General features: G+C 36.5%; 27 protein-coding genes. 16 read left to right on the top strand and 11 right to left on the bottom strand.

Translation table 11 applies throughout. The features are described from left to right. Window positions 1-23: 23 nt before the first annotated feature. Together J0M15_01705 and J0M15_01700 are read right to left on the bottom strand one after the other, a co-directional pair. Window positions 24-1,478 carry an alkaline phosphatase family protein gene (locus tag J0M15_01705; GenBank protein ID MBN8535743.1) on the bottom strand — a complete coding sequence of 485 codons (1,455 nt, stop codon included), beginning with the start codon at window positions 1,476-1,478 and terminating at the stop codon, window positions 24-26. 48 nt (window positions 1,479-1,526) lie between these two features. Beyond that, window positions 1,527-2,264, bottom strand: coding sequence for an SPOR domain-containing protein (locus J0M15_01700; protein ID MBN8535742.1), 738 nt, complete (start codon window positions 2,262-2,264; stop codon window positions 1,527-1,529). A 229-nt stretch (window positions 2,265-2,493) separates the two neighbouring features. On the opposite strand from J0M15_01700, the gene J0M15_01695 reads away from it, so the two are divergent. The 5 genes from J0M15_01695 to flgL all read left to right on the top strand — a co-directional run bounded on the left by J0M15_01695 (window position 2,494) and on the right by flgL (window position 6,813). Next, the gene (locus J0M15_01695) at window positions 2,494-3,321 is read left to right on the top strand and encodes an inositol monophosphatase (GenBank protein ID MBN8535741.1); all 828 of its coding nucleotides are present in this window, start codon (window positions 2,494-2,496) and stop codon (window positions 3,319-3,321) included. Window positions 3,322-3,405: 84 nt separating this feature from the next. Next, window positions 3,406-3,735 (top strand): flagellar biosynthesis anti-sigma factor FlgM, encoded by a 330-nt coding sequence (gene flgM / locus J0M15_01690; protein ID MBN8535740.1) that lies wholly within the window; start codon window positions 3,406-3,408, stop codon window positions 3,733-3,735. A gap of 40 nt (window positions 3,736-3,775) precedes the next feature. Continuing rightward, window positions 3,776-4,291, top strand: a complete 516-nt coding sequence (locus J0M15_01685) for a flagellar protein FlgN (protein ID MBN8535739.1) — start codon at window positions 3,776-3,778, stop codon at window positions 4,289-4,291. Between the two features lie 16 nt (window positions 4,292-4,307). Next, on the top strand, window positions 4,308-5,720 hold the full coding sequence (gene flgK, locus J0M15_01680) for a flagellar hook-associated protein FlgK (protein MBN8535738.1): 1,413 nt from the start codon (window positions 4,308-4,310) through the stop codon (window positions 5,718-5,720). Between the two features lie 10 nt (window positions 5,721-5,730). Then, window positions 5,731-6,813, top strand: a complete 1,083-nt coding sequence (gene flgL, locus J0M15_01675; protein MBN8535737.1) for a flagellar hook-associated protein FlgL — start codon at window positions 5,731-5,733, stop codon at window positions 6,811-6,813. Window positions 6,814-6,847: 34 nt separating this feature from the next. Here flgL and J0M15_01670 read toward each other — a convergent pair whose 3' ends face one another. Beyond that, the gene (locus J0M15_01670; GenBank protein MBN8535736.1) at window positions 6,848-7,987 is read right to left on the bottom strand and encodes an ATP-binding protein; all 1,140 of its coding nucleotides are present in this window, start codon (window positions 7,985-7,987) and stop codon (window positions 6,848-6,850) included. Between the two features lie 356 nt (window positions 7,988-8,343). Here J0M15_01670 and J0M15_01665 point away from each other — a divergent pair, with 356 nt between their 5' ends. The 3 genes from J0M15_01665 (at window position 8,344) to fliW (ending at window position 9,676) form a co-directional block, all read left to right on the top strand. After that, window positions 8,344-8,541 (top strand): nucleotidyltransferase domain-containing protein, encoded by a 198-nt coding sequence (locus J0M15_01665; GenBank protein MBN8535735.1) that lies wholly within the window; start codon window positions 8,344-8,346, stop codon window positions 8,539-8,541. Window positions 8,542-8,697: 156 nt separating this feature from the next. Further along, the gene (gene csrA, locus J0M15_01660) at window positions 8,698-8,958 is read left to right on the top strand and encodes a carbon storage regulator CsrA (protein ID MBN8535734.1); all 261 of its coding nucleotides are present in this window, start codon (window positions 8,698-8,700) and stop codon (window positions 8,956-8,958) included. Window positions 8,959-9,142: 184 nt separating this feature from the next. Next, window positions 9,143-9,676, top strand: a complete 534-nt coding sequence (gene fliW, locus J0M15_01655) for a flagellar assembly protein FliW (protein MBN8535733.1) — start codon at window positions 9,143-9,145, stop codon at window positions 9,674-9,676. Between the two features lie 52 nt (window positions 9,677-9,728). Here fliW and J0M15_01650 read toward each other — a convergent pair whose 3' ends face one another. Further along, complete coding sequence (locus tag J0M15_01650) at window positions 9,729-10,685, bottom strand: SDR family oxidoreductase (protein ID MBN8535732.1); 957 nt, start codon at window positions 10,683-10,685, stop codon at window positions 9,729-9,731. A gap of 124 nt (window positions 10,686-10,809) precedes the next feature. Here J0M15_01650 and J0M15_01645 point away from each other — a divergent pair, with 124 nt between their 5' ends. Next, a complete protein-coding gene (locus tag J0M15_01645; GenBank protein MBN8535731.1) occupies window positions 10,810-12,471 on the top strand; it encodes a glutamine--tRNA ligase/YqeY domain fusion protein in 1,662 nt (553 codons plus the stop codon). A 94-nt stretch (window positions 12,472-12,565) separates the two neighbouring features. Beyond that, window positions 12,566-13,339, top strand: a complete 774-nt coding sequence (locus J0M15_01640) for a cyclic nucleotide-binding domain-containing protein (protein MBN8535730.1) — start codon at window positions 12,566-12,568, stop codon at window positions 13,337-13,339. Window positions 13,340-13,376: 37 nt separating this feature from the next. On the opposite strand, the gene maiA is transcribed toward J0M15_01640, so the two are convergent. Next, complete coding sequence (gene maiA, locus J0M15_01635; protein ID MBN8535729.1) at window positions 13,377-14,015, bottom strand: maleylacetoacetate isomerase; 639 nt, start codon at window positions 14,013-14,015, stop codon at window positions 13,377-13,379. Between the two features lie 222 nt (window positions 14,016-14,237). On the opposite strand from maiA, the gene J0M15_01630 reads away from it, so the two are divergent. The 5 genes from J0M15_01630 to J0M15_01610 all read left to right on the top strand — a co-directional run bounded on the left by J0M15_01630 (window position 14,238) and on the right by J0M15_01610 (window position 18,168). After that, entirely contained in the window at window positions 14,238-14,813 is a 576-nt protein-coding gene (locus J0M15_01630; protein MBN8535728.1) for a hypothetical protein, read from the top strand. Between the two features lie 71 nt (window positions 14,814-14,884). Continuing rightward, window positions 14,885-15,457: a PorT family protein gene (locus J0M15_01625; GenBank protein MBN8535727.1), complete on the top strand. Its 573-nt coding sequence runs from the start codon at window positions 14,885-14,887 to the stop codon at window positions 15,455-15,457. Window positions 15,458-15,460: 3 nt separating this feature from the next. Then, window positions 15,461-16,459, top strand: a complete 999-nt coding sequence (locus J0M15_01620) for a fumarylacetoacetate hydrolase family protein (protein ID MBN8535726.1) — start codon at window positions 15,461-15,463, stop codon at window positions 16,457-16,459. A gap of 103 nt (window positions 16,460-16,562) precedes the next feature. Next, entirely contained in the window at window positions 16,563-17,684 is a 1,122-nt protein-coding gene (locus J0M15_01615) for an NAD-binding protein (protein MBN8535725.1), read from the top strand. After that, window positions 17,668-18,168, top strand: a complete 501-nt coding sequence (locus J0M15_01610) for a cyclic nucleotide-binding domain-containing protein (protein ID MBN8535724.1) — start codon at window positions 17,668-17,670, stop codon at window positions 18,166-18,168. Before J0M15_01615 ends, J0M15_01610 begins: the two co-directional genes overlap by 17 nt. Here the strand turns inward: J0M15_01610 and J0M15_01605 are convergent. From J0M15_01605 to J0M15_01595, 3 genes are all read right to left on the bottom strand, one after another. Next, a complete protein-coding gene (locus tag J0M15_01605; GenBank protein ID MBN8535723.1) occupies window positions 18,155-18,829 on the bottom strand; it encodes a 1-acyl-sn-glycerol-3-phosphate acyltransferase in 675 nt (224 codons plus the stop codon). The genes J0M15_01610 and J0M15_01605 overlap by 14 nt on opposite strands. A gap of 119 nt (window positions 18,830-18,948) precedes the next feature. Continuing rightward, window positions 18,949-19,779 (bottom strand): pyrroline-5-carboxylate reductase, encoded by an 831-nt coding sequence (locus tag J0M15_01600; GenBank protein MBN8535722.1) that lies wholly within the window; start codon window positions 19,777-19,779, stop codon window positions 18,949-18,951. A gap of 1 nt (window position 19,780) precedes the next feature. After that, on the bottom strand, window positions 19,781-20,485 hold the full coding sequence (locus J0M15_01595; protein MBN8535721.1) for a YggS family pyridoxal phosphate-dependent enzyme: 705 nt from the start codon (window positions 20,483-20,485) through the stop codon (window positions 19,781-19,783). A 123-nt stretch (window positions 20,486-20,608) separates the two neighbouring features. On the opposite strand from J0M15_01595, the gene bamE reads away from it, so the two are divergent. Continuing rightward, window positions 20,609-21,058, top strand: a complete 450-nt coding sequence (gene bamE / locus J0M15_01590) for an outer membrane protein assembly factor BamE (GenBank protein ID MBN8535720.1) — start codon at window positions 20,609-20,611, stop codon at window positions 21,056-21,058. A 45-nt stretch (window positions 21,059-21,103) separates the two neighbouring features. On the opposite strand, the gene J0M15_01585 is transcribed toward bamE, so the two are convergent. The 3 genes from J0M15_01585 to secA are packed head-to-tail and all read right to left on the bottom strand — an operon-like array spanning window position 21,104 to window position 24,946. Beyond that, window positions 21,104-21,697 (bottom strand): hypothetical protein, encoded by a 594-nt coding sequence (locus J0M15_01585; protein ID MBN8535719.1) that lies wholly within the window; start codon window positions 21,695-21,697, stop codon window positions 21,104-21,106. Then, window positions 21,681-22,268, bottom strand: a complete 588-nt coding sequence (locus tag J0M15_01580) for a hypothetical protein (protein MBN8535718.1) — start codon at window positions 22,266-22,268, stop codon at window positions 21,681-21,683. The genes J0M15_01585 and J0M15_01580 overlap by 17 nt, the downstream gene beginning before the upstream one ends. Window positions 22,269-22,276: 8 nt before the next feature. Continuing rightward, window positions 22,277-24,946, bottom strand: coding sequence for a preprotein translocase subunit SecA (secA, locus tag J0M15_01575; GenBank protein MBN8535717.1), 2,670 nt, complete (start codon window positions 24,944-24,946; stop codon window positions 22,277-22,279). Between the last annotated feature and the right edge of the window lie 35 nt (window positions 24,947-24,981).

Raw genomic sequence — 24,981 nt, 5'->3', positions numbered from 1 at the left:
AATAAATACTTTTCAATCACGCTCTAATTAGATTTAAGGATTTCATGCAGCATCCTTCCATCTGATTTGGCTCCTGGAAGGCTTCCCAAAGTGGCCGCAACGGTAGGAGCAATATCTACGACAAAAACTTTTTGATAAAAAAGTCCTGTCTTAAAGTTTTTACCAAAGAAAATGAGTGGTACGGTCCTGTCATATACGTATCCTGTAAGATGATTCACTGTGTAGGTTTTCCCTTTGTTCATATAATAGGGTCTAGGCACTAATATTAAATCTCCCCACTGACTTTCAACATAGCTATTTTGAACTTGATTTCTGAGCTGAGTGCTCACCGGCAATTGATTTTTAAAATTAGAAGGGATAAGAATTTCCTCTGCCAAATTTTCTTTCAAAAGTAACTCCCTGCTGGTTTCTAAAAATTCCTTTTTATCGATTTTTAATTTATTCAAAGTTTTTAAATTTACGAAAAAATGAAATAGTCTCATGGAGGTAAACCATTCTTGTTTTTCATTTGGTGAATATTTTTTGTTTAATTCTGAATAAATATTCTCTACAATTTTTATTTCATCCAAATGATCTGCCGCAATTTTATTTTTTTGAGAATACTCAACAGAAGAGGGAACCCCATGATCGGCAGTTAAAATTATTTCTACATTCTCATTTAAATTAAATTTTTGATTTAAGAAATTTAAAAATCTAGATAGCTCTCTGTCTTCTTCTAGGGTTAACTTTTTCATTTCTTCTGAGTTAGGACCATACTCATGACCTGCAAGGTCATGAGTCGAAAAACTCAAAAATAAAAAATCTGTTCCCTTTGTTTTTCCCAAATTTTCGTTCTTGATTAAATCTATCGCCATATTAATAGTCGTTTCAGTTCCCCAATTTGTAAGAAACAAACTTTTATCAGCAATCTTAGGAATTAATTTTTTATTATGATCTAAAATCCATTTAGGGGATTCTTTATAATAGGAACTACTTTCCCAAATCCATTTTTTCTCATTAAACCAAAAGGCTCCATCTGCCCGGTGCCCCGCCAACATGACGGCGGATCTGTCTTTTAGAGCTACTCCGAAAACTTTACTTGGTTTATCTAAATTTTTAAATTCATCACTGACTGTTGTTGTTAATAACTTTCTCGGCGAAATGCCATCTTTACTGTCATCAACACAATATTCTAGTTTCTCTGTATTTCGAGAATACCAGTCATTCATTGAAATTCCTGTATTTATTGGCCAAGACCCAGTTGAAATCATCGCATGCCCCGGGCAGGTCATGTTTTGTAAAACTTCATACTGAGCATACGGATAGTACGCACCTTTTTCCATTAAATAGGCAAATCCACCTAAACCATTTGTTTTTGATATAGCGCTCTTAAATTCAGACCTATATTTCAATAGGTAATCGGCTCTCATTTGATCGAATACTAAATAAATTACAAATTTTGGAGGTTGAGCAGCAAAACCTTTTACTGAAAACAACACAAAACTTATGAACCCTAAAAAGATGAAACGCCTCATCTTTTTATTCTATTAATTTTTAATTTTTTGTACAAGTGCAGATTCCGTTTTATTTTGCTCTAAATATTTTTGTTTTTCAGATAAGGCTTCATTCTGGCTAGAAAATAAGCCAAAGGATACTCGGTACCAGTTCTTTCCACCCACTTGTGCCGTGAAAACATTTGCCTGATAGCCCATTTCTTTAAGTTGATTTGCTTTTTTTTCCGCGTCTGCTTTTTCCGCGTAAGATGCAACTTGAACCGTAAACTTTCCCACTGCATATTGAGCCACATCCTTAGGGAGACTTGATGGAATTCGCGCTTCTTTTTTTGCATCGTCTTTAGCCTCTGGTGCTTTACCATCTAAAAATGCCTGGGCCGCAGCCAAGGCTTCATCATGATGATGTGCATTTTTTACTGCTGTTTTGGGCACGTTAGGATTGTGTATTGGTTTTTCTCCTTTAGTGTCGTCAGCAATAAATTCTTCTTTTTTTAAAGCCTCTTCTGTTAGTTTTTTAATCTCTTCATCGGATACCATTTCTGATTTTTCATTATGGTTTTTTACAGATGCAGGGGTGCCATGTTCTGCGCTCTCATGATCACTGGCTACATTTCTTTCGCCATGAACTGCTTTGGCTTCTGGTTCTAATTTAGCCAATTTATGCTGATTATCGCTGTACTTTTTTCCTACAAATGTCCCTATAGCAAAAGAAAATAACGATATAAAAAAAACCAAAACTAATTTTACAACCACATCAGATTTTGCACCCATGCTTTAATTCCTTTTTGATAAATCAAACTAATTTAGCCTGCTTCCCTACACGCCTACTTATTGTTTATTTTATATAATCTCTTTTCCCTTGGTCAATGGGACCTTAGAAGGGTTTGCATTTCTTGTCCTGAAAAACTTGCACGCTGCGCTAGCTGAGAAGGCGGCGCTCGACGAGACCTAAGAAGAGTGACATATAGTTTGTAACGGACTACATCTGAATGGGGGTTTTATGGATTTAAATCAAGCCTTATATGATTCTATCAAAGCAGCCAAAATAGCTAGGCAAGTTTTACTTGATTATTATGGGAAACTTTCTTGTGTTGAGGAGAAACACCTTGCAGGCCTCGTCAGTGAAGCGGATAAGGAATCTGAAAAAGTGATAAAATCATTTTTGCTTAGCAAATACCCAGAAACAGAATTTTTGGGTGAAGAATCTGCCTTTGCCGGAATAGGGGTGAATCCTGGACGAGCCCAAGAAAAAGCTCGTTGGATTTGCGATCCCCTCGATGGAACAACCAATTATGTTCATCAATTTCCCATTTTCTGTATCAGTATAGGCTTGGAAAAAAATGGTGAGCTTTTACTTGGAGTTATCGACGTGCCTCTTCTGGGAGAAACCTATACCGCCATTAAAAATCAAGGTTCCTATGTAAATGGAAAAAAATTGTCAGTTAATTCTAATACTGATTTAAATAAATCCTTACTAGCTACCGGTTTTTTCCCAGATAACAAACCTGCCCTTAAGGAACAATTAGATTTATTTTCACTTCTCGTTGGGGACTGCAGAGGCATTCGTCGTGCTGGAGCTGCCGCCTATGACCTTTGTCAAGTTGCCCGAGGCGTATTTGATGGTTTTTGGGAAAAAAACTTAAGCCCTTGGGATGTAGCAGCTGGGCAATTGATAGTAGAAGAAGCTGGTGGAATTCTAAGAACCTATGAAAATCAGGCTCATACACCCTACAGCCGATCTTTAGTTGCTGGAAATTCTGAAATTGTAAACCAAATGCTGACGCGATTTAGGTCTGTGCTTTCAAAGGAACACACTAAAGACCTGTAGATCCAATCACCTGCAAACTAGCTTTAAAATTCTGTTCCAATATGATACGATGATTCAGTATGAGACAATTCTAGGAGGCTCTTTATGAAAATTACGCATAATAAAGTTGGTCAGAATCTAAATCTAAATGACAGTGGAAAATCTGAAAAAACAGAGAGTTCACAAAAATCTCAAACTCCAACGACCCTAGCTAATTCTCTTTTTTCACCTAGTAGTAATGAGGCTTCCAAGGTGGATCTTTCTGCTCGCGCGATGGAGGCTAAAAAAATTAAAGAACTCGCCTTGGCAGCACCCGATGTGGATCAAGCAAAGGTTGAAAAATTTAGAAAGTTAATTGATGAAGGAAAATATTCCGTCAACTCAAAGGATGTAGCTGACAAAATGGTGGATGAAGAATTAAGTCTTTTTAACTAATTCGTAATAATAAATTAAATACGGAACTGGAGAACATCGCATGGATGCGGTAAAAGAAAAGGCCTTTGAAAAATTAGTTTCAAATTTAGAAGATTTAATTAAATTTTACCTTCAATTGCTCGATTTAGCTCGCAAAGAAAAAGAAGCACTTGTCGAGGCAGATGCGAATAAAATTCTTGAACTAAATTCTCAAAAAGAGCTTCATTTACAGAAAATAAAATTGGCAGATACTCTGCGATTTAAACATGCCAAAGAATTGTGCGTGATGATCAAAGCTGACTCTGAAAACCCAAGACTTTTAGAAATCGCTCAGAAAATACCTGGAGTCATGGGGGATCAATTAAGAAATTTACACAAAACACTAGATATGGTGATCACTCGTATTATTGAAATAAATAAAGATAATGAATTGCTCACTCAAAAAGCCTTGCAAGCCTTGAACGGGACTATGAATAATATTAAAGAAACTCTCTCTGGAAAGAAAACATACGAACGAAAAGGGAATTATAAACAAGGACCAGAACAATCTGGTAATTTTGTTTCCAAAGAAATTTAAATAAATTGAGGACAGGATGTCTAAAATTTCGTCCATGATGGACGTTGGTAAAAGAGCACTATCTAACTCGCAAACGGCTTTACAAACTGTTTCGCACAATATTGCCAATAAAAGCACAGAGGGTTATTCCAGACAGCGTGTTGAAATCGTTACCAATGACCCTGTCAGTTCTGGTCGGTTAAGAATCGGTATGGGGGCCAAAGCTTCACAAGTAACCCGAGTTAATAATCCTTGGCTAGAGAAACAGATTCAACGTGAAAATATGAACCTTGGCATGACGGAAACAAAAGCAGATTCCCTTGCACGAGTAGAACAAGTCTATAATGAACAAACCAATAAAGGATTAAACCAGTTTATGACTGATTTTTTTAATTCCTTTAGAGAACTCTCGAACACCCCGGAAAGTTTAGCCTCCAGAACTATGGTCAGAGAAACAGCTCAGTCTTTGGTACAGGATTTTAAACGAGTCAATCGTCAATTAAAAGATGTGCAAGTGGATCTCGATGGCCAAATTAAAACTACTGTAGATGAAATCAATCAATACACGAAAGAATTAGCTACCCTGAATGAAAAAATTCAGCTTGTCGAAGTTCAAGGGATCCCAGCAAATGATGAACGCGACCGTCGTGATTTGCTCTTGAAAAAACTGGGTGAAAAAATAGATATCAGTTGGGCTGAGGGTCGCGATGGGATGGTTAGTGTCACCGCAGGAAACACAGCGATTCTTGTTTCGGGATTATCCTCCAGAGATTTAGAAACTTCCTATACCGATGAGCGCGATCGTGTTGAAATATTTTATCGACCCAGCGAAAATGGAAGCTTGTTTAGTGTCACGGATCAGATTAGGGGTGGTCGCATTGGCGGAGCCTTGGAAATTCGTGATGAATTGATTGAAGATCATCTTTCAAGAGTGGATACCATGGCCTTCACCCTAGCAACAGAAGTCAATAAAGCTCATATAGAGGGCTATGATAAATATGGAAAAAGTGGAATCTTATTTTTTGAAATGCCTGAATCAGTTAAAGACGCCTCTGAAACTTTATCATTAAATGAATCCATTAAATTAGATTCAGGGAAAATTGTTGCAGCTTCAAGAGTCGATAGTCCTGGCGACAGTACGATTGCTAATATCATTTCCTCTATTCAATATCAAAAAGTTATGGAAGAAGGTAACTCCTCTTTGGATGATTATTATAATGCTCAAGTTGGACAGATTGGAACCATTGCCCAAAGAGCCATTAAAACCCATGAAAATCAAAAAAACATTTTAGACCAATTAGGTCAAATTAGGGAAAGCATTAGTGGCGTGAGTCTTGATGAAGAAACAACCAAAATGATTGAGATGCAAAAAGCTTATGATGCCTCGGCACGATTGATTAGAACAGCGGATGAAATGTTTGATACAGTTCTAAATTTAAAAAGGTTATAGGAAGTTTTAAATGAGAATTGCAGATAAAATGAATTACAATCAAGCTCAGAAAAATATCAGTAAAAACCGCACTGACATGTCTGAGTTGCAAAATCAAGCAGCTACCCAAAAAAGAATCAACAAGCCTTCCGATGACCCTCTAGCAACAACTCGAGTTCTCTCTTCTCGCACGGAGGAAAGAACGAGTGGGCAATTTGTGAAAAACATAACTCAAGCAAAATCTTTTCTTGAGTTCTCGGACCAATCCCTCAACGAATTATCTGAATTACTTGTCAGGGCCAAAGAGCTTGCCATTAGCCAGGCCAGTGATGCCTCTGGAAATGAACAAACTAGAAATGTGACGGCTCAAGAAATTCAGCAGATTTTTAATCAAGCAGTGCAAGTTGGAAATCGAAAACTCGGAGAACGCTATATATTTTCTGGCTTTAAAACCCAGACCATGCCTTTTGATAAAAATGGGGATTACTCTGGGGATAATGGGGATTTAAAAATGCAAACCCATAAAGATCAATTCGTGGCCGTCAACCTGCCAGGAAGCTCTGTCTTTTTAGGGCAAGGAATTTCTAAAGATGGGCTGGTTCGGCCCGGGCAAATCACACCTACCAAAGTCGAAGATTTAAATCCTTTACGACAAAAAGAATCCGAGTCAGAACAAATTTTTTCAGTGGATCAAGAAAATAAAGTTCTGCTTCGCGGTCCTGCCAGTTATGGAAAAGCAACAAAAATCGGGACTAAAGATCCTTCTAATCAAGATCCGGGTACAAATATATTTCAAGTGCTTGGAGGACTAGAAGTCTCATTAAAAACGAATGACAAAGAAGGAATTCAACAATCTCTAGATTTAATTGATCAGTCCATTTCACAAGTCGTTTTAGCGCGTTCCGAGCTAGGCTCAAGAATTATGACTATTAACGGAACTCTGGATTCTCTGCAAAAATCCATCTTCGACAATAAACTTACCGCTTCTCAGTTAGAGGATGCTGATGTTTTTCAAGTTGTATCCGACATCAATAAAGCCGACTCCGCATTGAAAGCTACTTTGGAAACTTCTGGAAAAATGATTCAACCAAGTTTATTGGATTTTATTAAATAACCCTCGCGTTGTAGTATGGCCCGGCCCTTACAGACTATACGAATTCACCGCCCCATAAGCCCTCTAAAAAACTAATCACAGGAATAATTTCAACATTTCCAATTTTTCTTCGATGCTTTTCTTGGCAAACAACAATTTGCCTTTTCATTTTTTCATTCTTTGTTAAAAGCTCAAGCCCCTGAAGATGTTGAACAGAAATATTTTCGCTTGATTTTACTTCAACTGCTATCTCTTCATTAAGAATAAAATCTACTTCTCCATTTCTTGGCGAATTCCAAAAATTTAATTCTATATTTTTTTGAGAGTAAGTTTTAAAAGCATGAAGTTCCATAAAAATAAGATGTTCTAAAGCTTCACCATATTCTTTAGTTTTTGAAGACAATTGACGTTTAGTAATTGAATTTATCACGCCAATATCAAAAAAATAAAATTTACTTGTAGCAATGCTCTTTCTTTTAGGGGATGAGCGGATAGGTCTTAATAAATACCCAACCAGAGTATCCTCCAAAACAGCATAGTACTCCCTTATTGTTCTTGAAGAAATTTGAGCATCTGAAGCAATTGATTCAAAATTCAAAATCTGTCCACTAGTTAATGCAGAAAATTCTAAAAAACGAGAAAAATTTTCTATTCTTCTAACTAAAGCTTCATTTAAAATCTCTTCCTTAAGATAAAGACCGGCATAATCTTTTAAATCCTTTTCCTTTTCTTCTGAAAAATAAATTGATGGAAGAAGCCCATACTGGAGAGCAACAGATAGTTTAAACTTTTTTCCCAATTCTTTAGAGGTTAGGGGCAATAGATTTTTAACTCTCGCTCTTCCTGCCATAAGACTTGTATGTGATCTTTTTAATTTGCGAGCACTACTTCCAGTTAAAATAAATTTTATCCGCAATTTCTCGATCATGCTATGAACTTCATCCATTAATAGTGGTAACTTTTGAATTTCATCAATAGCAATTAATTTTGTTTTGTCGTTAACTCTTTGCCTAATTAACTGAGGGGCATAACTTAACTCCCTAAATACATCTGCTTGGAGAAGATCATAAGTTATATCTGCCTTTACTTGATGCTCAATTAACTGAGTTTTTCCCGTCTGTCGAGGCCCAAGCAATAACACGCTTTTATGTTTTAAATCATTATTTAAGTCCAGACTTCTTTTTATATATTCCATCGAGGAAACCCACCTTTTTTGAGAATACTCTTCTTCTTATTTTTGAGTCAATATTTTCCGCATCTATGGCAGTGATTTTGTAACATTTTCCGCATCTATGGCAGTGATTTTGCCTGGAGCGAGTTTGAAGTTATATTTAGACAGTTCCTTATAATTGACTCTGCCTTTTTAAAATGCTTTTATAATGGCCAAGATGACTAATTACGACTCTATTCTTATCGAATTAAAAAAATTTCCCATGAATATGCAGCCAAGGAACTTACTGAGCTTTTCAAGCAAATCCTTCTAAAAACCCCAATCGTTCTTGGAATAAAAAGTATAGTTAAAAGAGGCTTTCTGAAAAAACAAAGGAACAAATTTTATCAGTTTTTAAAAAATACATATCTAAAGATCAACATGTTAAAATTTATTTGTTTGGAAGTCGGGTTCACGATCATCTAAAGGGTGGGGACATTGATTTAGCCATTGTTTTTAAGGAAGAGTCTCTTGCTCATAAATTAGCCGCTTTGGACTACGTTCTGCTCGCAGAATTAAAACGACAAAGCACCAAATAACCTTAACGCTCTCTTAAGTCATATTTCGAGTTATGAATTTAATTTTACAAATTTAGAATATGCGACCAAAGGCTTGACTTTCTATTTTATAAATTATACCTACAGTTCCGAAAAATTATACCGAATGAACTGAAAACATACTGTAAGGAGACTACCATGCTCGTTCTCACACGGAAGTTGGGTGAAAGCATAGCGATTGATGACCACATAAAGATTAGGGTGGTTCAAATCAAAGGAAAACAAGTTAGACTGGGCATCGAAGCTCCAAAAGATACTAAAATTCATAGAGAAGAAGTCTACTTAGCTATTCAAGATCAAAATAAAGAATCATCACAAGTATCTTCTGACAAATCTAAATCAGTGGCTAGTTTGTTGAAGCCTTTGTCGGCAATTGATTCTTTAAAAGAAGATAAATAGTTTTTTAAATTCTATTTTAATTCTATGATTCTGTAGCTCACATGATTTGTTAAACGCCGCACAAGAAAGTAAAAGTCTTGAGTTTCTGCTCATTTAAGTCCAAATTTTTAATAGGGGTGGTATCGTTGGAGCTATTAACCGTTTCAGGTGGGTTAGCGCTCTTAGTTAGTAATGAGGAGGGATTATGCTTATCCAAACTTCGCGATTTGGACAGGTTTTGTATGAAGCTGAAGATATTCTGACATTTCCAGAAGGGCTTTTGGGGTTTGCAGATCTAAGGGAGTTCGTATTAGTCGACGACCCTAGTGATGAAATTTTTATTTGGTTGCAGAGCTGCGAGTCCACAGATATCGCCTTTCCTTTGTTGGAACCGGAACTTTTCATTCAGAAATACCAGCCAGGAATGACCAAAACAGATAATGAATCCATTAGGTTGACACCCTCTGATAAAGTTAGATTTTTTTGTATCATTACGATCCCTGATGACCCAACGCAGATGTCTGCAAATATGAAGGCTCCAATTGTAATTAATCTCACGCTGAAAATTGCTCGACAGTGCGTTTTGCAAGATAATACTCTTGCCATACGTGAGCCAATTTTTACCAAGCTACAACAGCGAGTCGTGCAGAATCCTCAGGTGTGTATCAAAGACCAACTCATTGGCACCACTCAGGCTGTAAAGATTAGCAAATCTCCATCTCCAGAGAGTCCTCTTTAACGCTAATTTGGGGAAGAAAATTTAATGATATGCTGTGAGCCCCTGCCTACCACTAAGAGGCTTTGTTTTTTCGATTTGTGTGTCCGATCTTATCACGCCTGAGCGTGTGTCGAAGGGCCCAAATATTTGATTTTGGCAAAAATAAAAACAACAAGGGCATCAACCATCTTCTGGGGATTATCTTTCTTAAATAATAAAAGATAACCGCATCTAAGGTAACGGGAACCCACAGTGGTGGACGTTCTTTTTGAATAACACCTAAAATTTTCTGGGCAATAGCTTCTGGCTTTGTAAGCGACATATTCATTAATTTTTCAACAAAAGGCCCCATAGAAAGATAGTAGTCACTATATGGAGATTCAGGATCTAAATTATCAGGATTGGAATTTGAAGTATAATAAACATTCTGGAAAGAATTGGATTTAATGAATCCCGGCTGAATCAAAGAGACATTGATTCCATAAGGCTTCATTTCATACCACAAGGCCTCGCTAGCTCCTTCAAGCGCATGCTTTGAGGCTGAGTAGCTTGACATCGTTGGCATGGCTATCATTCCACTAACGCTTGAAACATTAATGATTTTTCCTCGGCCTTTCTCTCTCATGCTTGGAACAATATCTCTGATCAAAGCAAGAGGACCAAAATAATTTGTTTTCATTTGAAGTTGCTCGTCTTCTTCAGTCATATGTTCAACAACAGACCTGAAACAAATTCCGGCATTATTGATTAAGATATCCACATCTCCCCAAAGCTCTCGAATTTCCTTTAAACACTTTTTCCTGGATTTTTCCTGAACTATATCTAAATCAAAAATTTTGAAATTGTCTTTTTCAATAAATCGATCTCGCAGTTTTACTTGTGAAAATTTTCTTGCGGTGATGGCAACACGGTATTGATCGCAATTATAAAGAAGTTCTGACAAAGCAAAACCTAGACCTGAGCTGGAACCAGTAATCAAAATAATAGGCTTATATCTCAATGTTTCCTCTATATCCTGGCATCGTTTTATAACTTTATGAGTGATTTTGAAACACTTCTCATATAAGTTATTTAAGAACAGTCTACCTTTTTTTTATTATTAATTTAAGCCCACGTCTCAAAGTGTAACACTTTTTAGTGGATTAAGGATAATTATGAGTCATTCGCCTACCCCAGAGGCCCCTAATTTTTTAAAACAAATAATTGAAAAAGACATTGCCAACAGCACTCATCAAGGCCAGGTTGTTACTCGTTTTCCTCCTGAACCAAATGGATATTTGCATGTAGGCCATGCGAAATCAATTTGTTTAAATTTTGGCTTAGCTCAAGAATACAAAGGCCGTTGTCACTTACGTTTTGATGATACAAATCCTGAAACAGAAGATACAGAATACATAGAATCAATAAAAGCAGATGCGAGATGGCTCGGTTTCGAATGGGGGAAACACGAATATTTTGCTTCTGATTATTTCGAAACTATTTATTTATGGGCGGAACAATTAATCAAAGATCATAAAGCTTATGTCTGCGATTTAAACGAGTCAGAACTCCGAGCCTATCGTGGCGACTTTAATACTCCAGGAAAGGACTCACCCTTTCGAAATAGGTCTGTGGATGAAAACCTGAATCTCTTTCGTCGAATGAAAAATGGCGAGTTTGAGGAGGGCGCATGCACTTTAAGAGCTAAGATCGATATGAAATCTCCTAATATGAATATGCGTGATCCGTTACTTTATAGAATTAAAAAGGTAGCTCACCATCGAACGGGAACAAAATGGTGTATTTATCCAATGTACGACTTTGCTCATCCTTTGAGTGATGCTATTGAACACATTACCCATTCTATTTGTACCTTAGAATTTCAAGATCATCGCCCGTTTTATGATTGGTGTATCGACAATATTCCTGTTCCAGCAAAGCCACGTCAGTATGAATTTGCAAGACTTAACATGACCTATCTTGTGATGAGCAAAAGAAAACTATTACAACTTGTTAAAGAAGGCCTTGTCTCTGGATGGGATGACCCTCGCATGCCAACAATCTCGGGAATGCGTCGCCGTGGATACACGCCTGAATCTATACGATCCTTTGCAAAAAGAATTGGCGTTGCGAAAGCGGAAAGTTTAATCGATTTTGAAATCTTAGAAGCCTGTGTGAAAGAAGATTTAGACTCTGTTTCACATAGAGCTATGGCTGTTCTTCACCCGCTGAAAGTGACAATCACCAACTATCCCGAAGGAAAAAATGAAGAAATCAAAGCCTCCATTCATCCAAAAAAAGAAGAGCTAGGTAAAAGAAACCTCGTTTTTACTAAAGAGCTTTTTATTGAAAAATCAGATTTTATGGAAAATCCTTCTGCTGATTTTTTTAGACTCGCCCCTGGAAATCAAGTTCGATTAAGAAATGCTTATGTAATTAAATGCAACGAAGTCATAAAAAATAATCTTGGGGAAGTGATTGAATTAAAATGTGAGTACGATCCAGTTACCTTGGGCGGTAAACCAACTGCGGAAGGTAAAAAAATTAAGGGCATCATCCATTGGGTTTCAGCAACTGATTGTATAGAAGCAGAGATCCGTCTCTACGGCCGCCTTTTCAGAACTTCAAATCCAGAGGTTACAGAGGAGGGCTCTGATTTTAAATCCAACCTAGCACAAAACTCATTACAAATAATTCACAAAGCTAAACTTGAGTCTAGTTTGAAATTGGCTAATCAAGAAACTCGTTATCAATTTGAAAGAACGGGTTATTTTTGTTTAGACTCAAAAGATAGTAAGATTCACCAAATGGTTTTTAATATGATTGTTGAACTCTAAATTAGGATCAAGGTTAAGATCTAAGTTGAACTCTTATTTGAGTTTTATTTGAGTAATTGGTTGAACTGTACGTTGAACCATAGAAGGAGTTTGGATGATTTCTCTTGATGAAAGACGCACCTTTACTTTAGCCTTTGCAAACCCGGCTATTAAATCGTCAATTGCAAGTGCTATTGAAAACCATATAAAAAAGACAACTCTCTTCTTTGCTGAAGACGGCTCAGAAGCCTTATTTAAAATAGAGAGCTTTCCTCCTCATATTTGTATTCTTGAAGGTCTTTTGCCAAAGAAAACTGGGTTTGAGCTTGTTGAGTTTCTGCTTTCTAAAGAGTTCGGAAAAAATATTGCTTTTATTATCGTAAGCGAAATTCCTGACAACGAGCTTTTTGTTGATCAGGTTGTCACTGGCCAAGTCCAGTTTTTGAGAAATCCAAACTCGGAGGATCAAATTGTTTCGAATCTCACTCGCGCCCTCAACTTTGTGGCTCAGTCAGATAACTCAGAATACAAACTTCATTTTTTAGGGCCTAAAGATATTTTATTCAATGAAGGCGACATTGCTCAAAGTGTCTTTATTTTAAAATCTGGTACTCTGGATGTTTTTTTAGACTCAGAATCTAAAAGAAAAGACATTGCCCAAATTACTTCAGGTGAGTTTGTTGGTGAAATGGCCTATTTTAATCACGAGAAACGTTCGGCTTCAGTTCAAGCAGTTACTGATTGTGAACTTATTGAGATTCCCATTGGAAAACTAGACACCGTGTTGTTTTCCAAACCAGCTTGGGCCAAAGCCCTAATGCATACACTTACTCGTCGAATTAAAAATTCTAATTCCTTGGTAAAAACTATTCTCAAGAAAGAGATCTAGTAACGTGAACTCCCCTTAGGGGCAACCACACTTTTCATTAATGTGTATCGATTTGATTTGAAGGGTGGGCTTTTTTAAAAGCCTCTAATTGCAAACAATTTTCGTTTATTTTTAAAATACCAGGATAATTATTTAAGTCGACATTAAATCTTAAGGCTGTAAAAACCAAAGGCACCAAAAAACAGTCTGCAAAAGTTAGCTGGTCACCAAAACAATATTGTTTGGCATTTTGTTTAATCGATAATTCTAAAGCAGAAAGACCCTTTGGATACCAATAGGAAATCCACTCTTCTTTTTGAGCTTGATTGTACTGATGTTTGCTTTCTAGATATTGAAGCATTTTTAAGTTCGATATAGGATGCAAAAATGAATTAATATTTTCGCAAAATTGTCTTATCTTTGCTTTTTGCTGCAAGCTCTTTGGCAGTAAGGCCGGACTAGGGAATTCTTCCTCAAGAAATTCAATTATCGCCATTGACTGACCAAGGACAAGACCTTTGTATTCCAAAGTTGGAACCTCACCCATGGGATTTATCTTTTTATAGGACTCTTGATTTTGTTCGCCACCATTATTTAATAAATGTACTGGTTTATAAACAAATTCCAAATTTTTTAAGTGTAGAACCAGGCGCACCCTGTAAGAGGTAGAACTTCTGAAATAATTATGTAAAATGATCTTTCCCACAATGGAATTAAATCTCTGAATTTATGAAAAAAGAAAGAAGAAAATATTATGCTCAACGAGTCAGGACAGAGAAAAAAATTGGCTTTTAATTTTTTCTCGAAGTCTATCGTATTACTTCTTGGACTCTTGTTGTTGTTTTTCTTTTTTCGGGTTTATTTATTTTTGAACCTTGTTTTCACCAATATTAGTTTTTCATATTATGAAGTGTTTCAAATGTTTATTTGGGGGATACGTTTTGATCTGTGTGTGCTGGGTTTTTTTGTAATGCCTATTTATGTTATTCTCATTTTAAGCTTGTTTTTAAATAGATCGCGACTAATTGATTTATTTTTTTCGATGGGATACTTTTATATCGCTATTTTATATTTGCTCACTTTTGCCGTTTATTATTTCAACCTTCCTTTCATCATCACAAACAGTGGCTTTGGGATTCCCTATTGGATGAGATGGGAAGATTATCAATCTCTGTGGGATTTAAATATTTATCCGAGCTATTGGCATTATCACTATCTTTCAGAATTTCAATCCTTTCACCTTATTTTAGTCACTGTGTTTACTAGCCTCCTCAGTTTTTCTCTTCTTCCCTCTCCCTCGTGGCATCGATTTAAAACCCTTCCTTTTTTGTTTGTTTCCTTCCTATTTATTGCCCTGATAGCCCGAGGGAAATTGGGTGAACATCATATTCGATTTGAAGATTCTAGGTTTTCAATAACTCCATTAATTAATGAACTTTCCTTAAACCCGATTTGGGCACTTAATAAATCCAAAGAGCAGTTGAGTCAGGACTAAGGGCTTGAGTTGATGAGCGCTAAATATCACGATAGGATACGGAGACTCTAACAAGGAAAAAGGATAAAAGTATGAAACTCAATTTTTACACTTCTTTGATTCTTCCAATTTTCACATGTTGTTTATTTTTTCAATCAAATTCCCAGGCCCTTGGTTTTGGTATTGAGGGTGGATTCAGACAACAGTCTGGAGATACGACTGCGGGCTATTCTACTTCTTCTCAAGTAGGTTATCAATTAGGAGCCGTCGGTTTTTTTGATCTAACCGAAAAGGTAGCCATCCGATCTGGTTTGTTTTACACACAAAGACCACTTAAAATCACAAATGATACCAGCTTAAGTTCGACAAGCATGGCATTTACTTATTTTGATATTCCTATTGGGTTTATGCTTAAATTTGAAGATTCGATGGGAATCTATTTAGGAACGGCTATCTCATTAAATTTAGATAAATCTTCAAGTCAGAAATCTGTCATGGATATTGTCGATGTAAAATCTTTTGTGACGCCGCTACAATTAGGAGTGACTTTTAAGTTCATGCCTGACGTTGGATTGAATCTTTATTTTGAACAGTTTGGTGATGTTGCAAAAGATTTGAAATCCTATCGTTCCGTGGGTGTAAATCTTTTGTTTACCATGGAGTAGCCTTTGAAACTAGGATCAATTAAAAATCCAAATTTTCAAGATCCAAATGCTAAAGACGGGTTGTTGGTATTGGTTTCCCGTTATTTAACTAAAGTCGTTTTAGCAACTGAAATTGCTCCTTGTTTACGAGTGGCACTAGAGAATTGGAATGCTTATTCTCCTCTATTGGAAAAAAAGTATGCTGCTTTGAATGAAAATAAACTTAACGATACCTTTGATTATGCAACAACTGATTTTCTTTCTGCCTTGCCCAGAACGTGGTTGTTTGCTGATGGTTCTTCATTTATTTATCATGTCAAATTAGTTCGTAAGGCCAGAAATGCCCCCTTACCTGAAACTCTTTCCACGGTTCCATTAATGTACCAAGGGGAATGTGGTGAATTTTTAAAACCTAAAGGAATGATTGATCAAATCGATTTTTCCCATGGTACTGATTTTGAGGGCGAAGTGGGTGTCATCGTTGATGATGTTCCTATGGGAATTGATCCTCAAGGAGCACTAAAACATATTAAGCTCATCTTACTAATAAATGATGTTTCTTTGCGTGGATTGATCCCTGAAGAACTGGCCCAAGGCTTTGGATTCTTCCAAAGTAAACCTGCCTCGGCACTTTCCCCAGTGGCTGTCACCCCAGAAGAACTGGGGCCCGCTTGGCGTGATGGCCGTGTTCATCTACCTTTAACTGTCACCTACAATCAAAAAAAGTTTGGTTGTGCCAATGCTGGAGAAATGCACTTTCATTTTGGTGAGTTAATCTCCCACGCTGCAAGAACAAGAAATCTGGCGGCTGGATCTGTCATAGGTAGTGGAACCGTTTCAAATGAAAATCATGACAAAGGCTCAAGCTGTCTTGCTGAAAAAAGAATGATCGAACAAATAGAAGTTGGAAAAATCACGACTCCATTTATGAAACTCGGTGATACCATTGAAATTTCAATGTATAATCATCAAAATGAAAATATTTTTGGCACCATTTTCCAGACCGTACAAAAAAAGATTTGATTAACGACATTGAATATCTTCCAATATCTTTATCGTGTACAAAAAAATAATATCCACTCTAAGTAATAGCCCTTTTATCGCGAGCCTTAGCTTTGTCGTATGTATGTGGCTTATCATTCCTGCCGTTGTTTCTCATTACGAAGTGGGCACACAAGGCTCCAATATCACCAGTTATGTGGATGGACTTTGGTGGGGCATCGTCACCATTTTAACTATTGGTTATGGTGATCGTTACCCCGTAACTCCAGAAGGTCGTTTTTGGGCTGGATTGATGATGATTGGCGGAGTTGCCGGTATTGGCGTGGTGACTGCAAAAATTTCTTCTGTATTTTTAGAAAAAGCAATCAGAGATAGGAAGGGCCTTGTGGAAACAGCAGCTTTAAATCAACATTTTGTTATCTGTGGATGGAAAAATGAAATGCATACCTTGCTTTTACATATTTTGGAATCAAATCCACAGGTAAAAAGCGATAAGATCGTCTTGGTTAACAATGTGTCTGATGAAGAGATTGAAAATTTACATGAGTATCCAAAATTAAATAAAATTAAGCATATTCGAGGTGATTTCTTTTCGGCAGAGGTCTTAAAACGGAGTGCTCCCGAAAAGGCATTTAAAATTTTAATCTTAGCGGACGCCACCGTCGGGCCTAAAGGAGTCGTGCCCACGCGCACGGAAGCTGATGCCAGAACCATAATGACAGCGATGACACTCAATAATATTGCCAAGGGAATCCCTGTGGTGGCAGAGATCCTGGATAGTCAAATGGATCAATATCTTAAATTAGCTCAAGTACATGAAATTATTTATAGCCGAGATTATTCAAGGCTGCTTCTTGCCATGGCTTCTACCGGACTGGGGGTCACTAATATTTTTCATGACTTGTTAGATCCCCACTCAAACTCAATGCTTTCAACTGAAATCATTCCCGCAGAGATGGTAAAATTAAATTACAGCGATTTTCGAGTCAAATTTGAAGCTCTAAACCCAAAAATGAATTTACTTGGAATTCTGGAAAACTCCGGAAACAGCCATAAAGCAAAAGAAAATGCCTTAAAGAAAGCTCAGTTTACTCCCAATGTACAAGAGTTAGTTAAAAACTTACAAAGTGTTAAGAATATTCGTTTTAATTTCCCATTATTTAATCCTGATCCAAATTATGTTATTGGTGAAGATTCCATGGCTATTGTGATCAAAAAAAGAGGTGATTATGTCCTCGAAAAATGATTATTCAGAAATTCTAAAGAAAGTTTCTTTTTTTAGTGATATCGTGACCATTGAAGGAGCAATTGAAAAAGTTTCTTTAATTATGGAAAAAAAAACCTTTCTTAAAGGAGAGGCCATCACCAAACAAGGAAGTCCCGGAAGTGAATTCTTTGTTTTGCTTAGTGGCAAGCTTAGTGTCCATAAAACGACGATTGATGGTGAAGATTTTAATGTAGCTTATTTAGATTCCAGTTCTTACCCTTCATTTGGCGAAGGCGGTCTCATAGAAAATGAAGTGAGGAGTGCTTCTATCCTTTGTGAAATGAATTCAGATTGTCTTGTCTTGAACAAAGAAAACTTTGATGCTCTTTGTATAATAAACCCTCATATTGGTTTGCCTCTATTTAAAAAAATTGCGCAATCATTAATTAAAAGACTTGCTCAAACCAGCAACGACTTAATGCTTTTACACAAGGCACTCATGGATGAAATCAGAGCGCAGTAGCTGGTCTAAAATGCTTAACGATTCTTCTGCGAACTTCATTGGCGACTTCGGCTCGTTCTTGTTCCATTTTTGGATAATAAGGCTCTAGAAAAGTGACCTCGGTTACAATTTCTTCTAAACTAATTGATTTCAAAAAAGATGAAAAAAATCCCATATCTCCATACCAGCAAACATGGTCACGGTATTTTAAACTAAATGGCTCTCCATTAATTGATTTAAAATTAAAACAATAGGGCAATATGGGTTTTCCTGCAGCCGCAGCTGATGTCATTAGGGTTCGCTTAAATGGTAAAATTTCTTCGCCATTATGAGACGTCGCTTCTGGATAAAGTGTCACATTGAAATCATCATTCAGAGCATCAATGATATTTTTTAATTCACTTAAAATGTTTGATTTATTTCTTCTTTCAACAAACAAGCAACCTGACATCTCTGTAATTAAACCCAATACCGGAGTTTCTCTCATTTCATAGGAAGTTACAAATAGCGCCTTCGTCAAAGAATGCATGACTAAAATATCAATAAAGCCCATGTGATTACCAACAATCAAGCCAGCATCATGGAATGACAAAGGTTGAATAACTTCAATTTTGATATTAAAAAGTTTACAAACCAAGGTTGTGTATATTCCTGCGTTTTGAGAAAATTTCTTTTTTCTCAACTTGGGATCCTTCGTCGTATAATGGATTATATAAGCGCTTGATAAGTAGACGGTAACAATACTGAGGAAATAAAAAATCCTTATAATAACTCTAAGTCCAGTTTTTATCTTATTAGGAATCATTTGAGTGTTCTAGCCATTTCTTGATTTTTAAGTGCGGCCTTTTCGAAGGCAACACGCAAAGATCTTTCTATCTCTTGTTCTCTGATAGATTCAAGACCCGCAAAGGTGACTCCTTTTTTCGAAGTCACTCGATTTTGTAACTCTTCAATAGAGATATTTAGATTTTTTTCGGCTAATTGAGCGGCCCCTAGAAAGGTTTCTAACGTTAATACCTTGGCAAGATCTTCATCAAAATCGTGTTCTTGCAACCAATCCTGCCAATACATCATAAATTCGTAAACAAATCCCGTTCCACTAGAACAAGCCACCATAAAGGACTCTAACTGTGATTCATCTTTCAACTGAACAATCTTCCCAAGGGAACTAAACAAATCATCAACTAACGTTTCTAAATAATTATTTGAATTTTCTTCAGCTAAATAGCCAATTAATCCTTTACCAATAAGGGTTGGCGTATTCGGCATGAGTCGAACTATCCGACATTGGGGTAATTGTTTTTTTAACGTGTTCATCGTCACCCCAGCAGCTAAACTCATGACAATTTGTTTTTCGCTAAAAATACTAGCAATAGATTCAACGGCCAATAACATGTCCTGTGGTTTCATTGCTAAAATAACTATTTCAGCTTTTTCAATGAGCTCTTCATTAGTGTTACATACTTGAATAAGATAGGTTTCTTTTAATTTTTGCAGTTTTCCAGCAGATCGATTGCTGGCATAAATCTTGGACGGAGACATGACTTTATTATCCACTAATCCCTTAATGATAGCTTGGGCCATATTTCCACAACCTATAAAACCCACAGTGGTAGCTTTATTATACAACATCTTATTTTCTTTCCCCAAAAAGGATTGTTCCTAGTCTAATAATAGTCGCTTTGTGTTTTAAAGCCAGAATAAAATCACTGCTGGTACCCATAGATAACTCGTTCATAAGATGGCGTTCTCTTCGATCGATTTGATGCTGTTTCATGATCTCTTTTAATTCATCTAAAAGATTTGCTGTTTTTTGAAAATGAATTTCTGTTTTTTTCGGGTCTTCTTCTTGGGGAGGTAGACACATTAGACCATGTAAAGCAATATTCTCTAATTGAATAAGCTGTGGCCATTCTGTCTTTAGTCTTTCTATAGAAAAACCAGATTTAGAATTTTCTTGACCTACATTCACTTCAACTAAAATTTTTTGTGTTAATTTTAATTCTTTGGCTCTTTTATCAATTTTCTGAGCCAGTTTTAATGAGTCCACAGAATGAATCAGCTCGAACTTCCCAACAACGTCTTTCACTTTATTACTTTGAAGATGGCCTATAAAGTGCCAAGCTACCGGAAATTTTATTTGATCCATTTTCTCTAGGGCTTCTTGAACATAATTTTCCCCAAAAAGGTTTTGCCCTTGTTGATACAGTTGAGTGATCGCTTCAACACTCTGTTTTTTTGAAACGGCAAGTATTTTGACCCGTGAACCTGCGGAATTCGGCGTCTCTATGCTTGTTTGGATTTCGTTTTGAATCTCGATGAGAGATTTCTTTTTCATAGGAAATGAATCTAGTCGGTTTTGAATTATTTGTAAAATCAAAAGATGTCTCAATATAATACGTTTTACTAATATCCTTCTACTTTTTTTACATATTCCGATACCATTAACGGAGGGTGGATTATGAAGCTTTTAAGATTGGTATTTCTTTTTGGAAGTTTTCTTATCATTTCTTGCCAAACAAATATGGTAAAGGAATTCGATTCTCTCAAGGTAGGCTATGATAAACACCAAGTTATAGACAAATTAGGCTCTCCACGGAATATGACGAGAATGGGCGGAGAAGATCGTTGGTATTATTTATTTTATAATCAAGAGCAAAGAATTCAAAAAGAAGTTCATTTTAAGGATGGTCTGGTCGTCTATTTTGGTGATAAAAAATTACCTCAACCCACTCTCATTCCCGAAGCCATCGATGCTAAAAATGATCAAATCAACACTGAAATTGATTTAAAAACGAAAGCCAAAGAAGAGGCCTCAAAGAACGCGTATTTGGACTATTTGAAATTTGAACAAAAAGTGAAACGTCAAGACAGGGTTGAGTATTTACCCGATTTTGAACCAATTCAATAGTTAGGACCTATAACATAATAAGATATAGAACTTGGTTGCAGACCCTTACTTCCTTATAGTCACCGGTTGAGAGAGATTATTTTTTTCTTCCATATCATCAATGTTTTTTATTTCTTTAGTTTTTGGCTCTTCAATTTCTTTAACCCCGTAGTGTTCTTTCATTTTAATTACGGTCTTTTTAATTTCTGATTCAAGACTGATCATCTGTTCGTAGTCCTCAAGAGATTTGGTTTTAACTCTTTCATATTTTCTCTGCTTAGTAATGCCTACATCCGGATATCTGTATTTCAATAATTGTGTTTTTTCAAAATACTGTTCTTCGATCTTTTTTAATTCCGCATGTTCTTTTAATAAATTGTTGACTGCATTTTGAATTTCTTCTTTGTTTTTAGAGTGATTTTTTTTCTTGATTAATTCTTTGATGTTTTCCTCTTGGGTGCTCATTTTTGTTTTCAAAGCGCCAATTTGAGTCGTTAAATCAAGCCATTCCTTTGTTCGTTCTTGTTGTTCCTTATCTTCGCTGGATTCTGCCGCAACCTCTGGTTCATTTTTAGATTCATTAGCAAAACCTACATTTTGAAAAAAAATGAGGCAGCCCATGAGTTTTATCCAAAATAAACTTTTAATGAATTGCAACATTTTGACTCCAATACACCGTCAACGAAAGCCCCTGGATTCTTTGTATCAAAACAATCGCTTTGGCTGCCGGAAAATTTTCAATTTTCAGTTTACCCGAATTTAACTTGGATTTAATTTCATCTATATCTAATCCCAATCTCTTATCCTCAAGCAATTCGATCAGGTCTCTTTTCTGCTCTGGCAAATCAATATCTTCAATGGTTACGTCAAATGAAAGCACAGTTTCATGATTTTTAGAATCATTCCCAAAAGCCAAAATCTCCTCAAAAAAAAGATTCTTTTGTTCCTGACCTCCAACAATATCTATTGATGGTTCTTGTGCCAAATCTTGTGTCAGCTCTTGTGTCAGCTCTATAGGATTGAGAATTTCTTCATGCCCTGGAATTTCTTCATGCTCGGGAATCTCCATTGGTGGAGGCGCTGTTGCCTCTAATGAAGGTTCTTTTGAGTGCTCAGGAAGGCCATTGAAATCCACGAAAAACTCAGTATGACAATATGGGCACTGAAATAATGTTCCAAAGTTTTCTTCATGAATTTCAATTTGTTTAAGACAATGAGGACAGGCTGCCATCCCTTAGATTATCTTCTCTTTTGGTCCTTTTGTAAACGACGTCTCTGTTCTCTGTTCATTTTTGGTTCGTCACCAGGCCCCTGATTGAACGTAATTTTGTTTTTTTTAGGCTCATTTTCCAGACCAAGGTCCGACAGTGGTCGCCCAATGTCTTGTTCTTGGGGGGCTTGGTAGTTTAATTCATCCAAGTCTGTTTCTTCAGGCATAAAAGATTGTAAAACCTGCTCTGCTTGCTGGGCAACAAGTTGAACTTTCATTAATTTTTCACACACCTCTTGCTTAATTGAATGATTCAAACTTTCAAAGGCGGCAAAGGCCTCTTTTTTGTATTCAATAAGTGGATCTTTTTGAGCATAGCCTCTCAATCCAATTCCTTCTTTTAATTTATCAATGACCAATAAGTGTTCTTTCCATTTTTGATCAATACTTTGCAACAAGATCATTTTTTGAACCTGTTCAAAGAAGGAACCCATAACAGATTTTTGTTTTTCATAAATTTCTTTAATTCTTAGCTGAATTTCATGGGTGATTTTATCAGCACTTGCTTCAGTTTCATGAAAGTCCATTTTAAAACCAAAGGTTTCTTGTAAGGAGTTATTTAAACCTTCAATATTCCATTGGGCCTTGGGCGCTCCCTCTGGCAAAAAAGAATCTAAAATTAATGTCGTTACATCTGCTAACATCTCTAAGAAAAAATTATTAATATCATGGCCTTCAAGAACATTTCTTCTCATTTTATAAATGGCATTACGTTGAATATTCATCACATTGTCATAATCAAATAAATTTTTTCGAATATCGAAGTGATGTCCTTCAACTTTTCTTTGTGCACTTTCAATTTGTTTGGTCACCATTCTGGCTTCGATAGGCTCATTTTCATCAATATTTAGTAAGGTCATTGCTTTTTGAATCTTCTCACCATTAAAAATTCGTAATAAACTATCTTCTAAAGAAAGATAAAACTTCGATTCACCAGGATCGCCTTGTCTTCCTGATCTTCCTCGCAGCTGATTGTCGATCCTTCTGGATTCATGCCTTTCTGTGCCGACAATGCACAAACCGCCGGCGGCAACCACTTCAAGACGTTCCTCTTCGCATTGTTTTTTAAACTTTAACTTTGCAACTTCAAATTCAGGACCCTCTTCAACTTTGGTTTCTTTTCTGGCCATCACTTCTGGATTTCCACCCAACATGATATCGGTTCCCCGACCTGCCATGTTGGTAGCAATAGTGATGGCGCCTTTTCTGCCAGCAAGTGCGACGATCTCTGCTTCTCTTTCATGGTGTTTTGCATTTAACACTTGGTGAGTCACACCTTCTTTTTTTAAAAACTGGCTTAATAATTCTGATTTCTCAATGCTTATTGTTCCAACGAGAATAGGCTGGCCTTTTTCGGCTCGCGCTTTAACGTCTCTGACAATCGCCCTAAACTTTGCTTTTTCAGTTTTATAAATCACATCATTATGGTCTTTTCTATCAATCGGTCTGTGAGTAGGGATCACATTCACATCTAAATCATAGATTTTTTTAAACTCAACCGCTTCGGTATCGGCAGTTCCCGTCATTCCAGACAAATTCGAATACATTTTAAAATAATTTTGAAAGGTAATGCTCGCTAGGGTTTGATTTTCATTTTTAATATCTACATTTTCTTTGGCTTCGATTGCCTGATGTAAACCGTCGCTCCATCTTCGTCCCGGCATCAATCTGCCAGTGAATTCATCTACAATAACGATCTCATCGTTTTGGATCATATACTCGACATCTCTTCGATAGAGGTGATGAGCTTTTAAGGCCTGAATCACATGGTGTAGGATTTCAATATTTTGAGCATCATATAAATTATCTAAATTCAGCAGCTCTTCTGCTTTTCTATTCCCCTCATCTGTCAAAGAAACAGATTTTGACTTTTCCTCAATAGTAAAGTGTTCCTTCTCTTTTAACTTTGGAATAATTTTATTAATAATAACATATTTGTCGGTTGAAGCTTCTGCCGGTCCAGAAATAATTAACGGCGTTCTGGCCTCATCCACTAGGATGGAATCGCACTCGTCCACAATCGCATAGTTATGGCCTCTTTGAACATATTCGTTCAAATCAAATTTCATATTGTCTCTTAAATAATCAAAACCCAATTCATTATTAGTCGCATAGGTAATATCGCTTCCATAGGATTCTTTTCTCTCTTCATCGGTTAATCCATGAACAATAATTCCAATGGTCAACCCTAGCCAAGTGTACAAACGCCCCATCCATTCGGCATCTCTTTTTGCCAGGTAATCATTCACGGTAACTACATGAACACCTTTACCGCTAAGAGCATTCAAATATACCGGGAGGGTCGCCACCAGGGTCTTACCTTCCCCAGTTCTCATTTCTGCAATTCGTCCTTTATGCAGGACATAGCCACCGATTAGTTGCACATCGTAGTGTCGCATTCCTAAAACTCTGAAGGATGCCTCTCTGCAAACAGCAAATGCCTCTGGCAAAATATCATTCAGAGTTTCCCCTTTAGACAATCGCTCTTTGAATTCCACTGTTTTATGTTTTAATTGATCATCAGTTAACGATTTCATTGTTGATTCAAATTGATTTATCTTATCGATAATCGGTTGAATCACTTTCATTTCCCGTTGATGTTTGGTGCCAAATATTGTTTTTAATAAATTTATAATCATAGATTAAGAGGATAGCTTTGATAGCTGAAAACAGC

This window comes from Deltaproteobacteria bacterium, from assembly GCA_017302835.1.
Lineage (GTDB): Bacteria > Bdellovibrionota > Bdellovibrionia > Bdellovibrionales > Bdellovibrionaceae > UBA2316.
This window is presented reverse-complemented; position numbering and strand designations above follow the sequence as displayed.

Excerpts from the sequence above, each read along its gene's own strand:
- J0M15_01615 (MBN8535725.1), top strand. The coding sequence starts at position 16,563 with ATGTGGCTTATCATTCCTGCCGTTGTTTCTCATTACGAAGTGGGCACA.
- J0M15_01600 (MBN8535722.1), bottom strand. The coding sequence starts at position 19,779 with ATGTTGTATAATAAAGCTACCACTGTGGGTTTTATAGGTTGTGGAAAT.
- J0M15_01645 (MBN8535731.1), top strand. The coding sequence starts at position 10,810 with ATGAGTCATTCGCCTACCCCAGAGGCCCCTAATTTTTTAAAACAAATA.
- bamE (MBN8535720.1), top strand. The coding sequence starts at position 20,609 with ATGAAGCTTTTAAGATTGGTATTTCTTTTTGGAAGTTTTCTTATCATT.
- J0M15_01695 (MBN8535741.1), top strand. The coding sequence starts at position 2,494 with ATGGATTTAAATCAAGCCTTATATGATTCTATCAAAGCAGCCAAAATA.
- flgM (MBN8535740.1), top strand. The coding sequence starts at position 3,406 with ATGAAAATTACGCATAATAAAGTTGGTCAGAATCTAAATCTAAATGAC.
- J0M15_01625 (MBN8535727.1), top strand. The coding sequence starts at position 14,885 with ATGAAACTCAATTTTTACACTTCTTTGATTCTTCCAATTTTCACATGT.
- flgL (MBN8535737.1), top strand. The coding sequence starts at position 5,731 with ATGAGAATTGCAGATAAAATGAATTACAATCAAGCTCAGAAAAATATC.
- flgK (MBN8535738.1), top strand. The coding sequence starts at position 4,308 with ATGTCTAAAATTTCGTCCATGATGGACGTTGGTAAAAGAGCACTATCT.
- csrA (MBN8535734.1), top strand. The coding sequence starts at position 8,698 with ATGCTCGTTCTCACACGGAAGTTGGGTGAAAGCATAGCGATTGATGAC.
- J0M15_01640 (MBN8535730.1), top strand. The coding sequence starts at position 12,566 with ATGATTTCTCTTGATGAAAGACGCACCTTTACTTTAGCCTTTGCAAAC.
- J0M15_01630 (MBN8535728.1), top strand. The coding sequence starts at position 14,238 with ATGTTTATTTGGGGGATACGTTTTGATCTGTGTGTGCTGGGTTTTTTT.
- secA (MBN8535717.1), bottom strand. The coding sequence starts at position 24,946 with ATGATTATAAATTTATTAAAAACAATATTTGGCACCAAACATCAACGG.
- fliW (MBN8535733.1), top strand. The coding sequence starts at position 9,143 with ATGCTTATCCAAACTTCGCGATTTGGACAGGTTTTGTATGAAGCTGAA.
- J0M15_01580 (MBN8535718.1), bottom strand. The coding sequence starts at position 22,268 with ATGGCAGCCTGTCCTCATTGTCTTAAACAAATTGAAATTCATGAAGAA.
- J0M15_01595 (MBN8535721.1), bottom strand. The coding sequence starts at position 20,485 with ATGAAAAAGAAATCTCTCATCGAGATTCAAAACGAAATCCAAACAAGC.
- J0M15_01670 (MBN8535736.1), bottom strand. The coding sequence starts at position 7,987 with ATGGAATATATAAAAAGAAGTCTGGACTTAAATAATGATTTAAAACAT.
- J0M15_01700 (MBN8535742.1), bottom strand. The coding sequence starts at position 2,264 with ATGGGTGCAAAATCTGATGTGGTTGTAAAATTAGTTTTGGTTTTTTTT.
- J0M15_01685 (MBN8535739.1), top strand. The coding sequence starts at position 3,776 with ATGGATGCGGTAAAAGAAAAGGCCTTTGAAAAATTAGTTTCAAATTTA.
- J0M15_01585 (MBN8535719.1), bottom strand. The coding sequence starts at position 21,697 with ATGTTGCAATTCATTAAAAGTTTATTTTGGATAAAACTCATGGGCTGC.
- J0M15_01610 (MBN8535724.1), top strand. The coding sequence starts at position 17,668 with ATGTCCTCGAAAAATGATTATTCAGAAATTCTAAAGAAAGTTTCTTTT.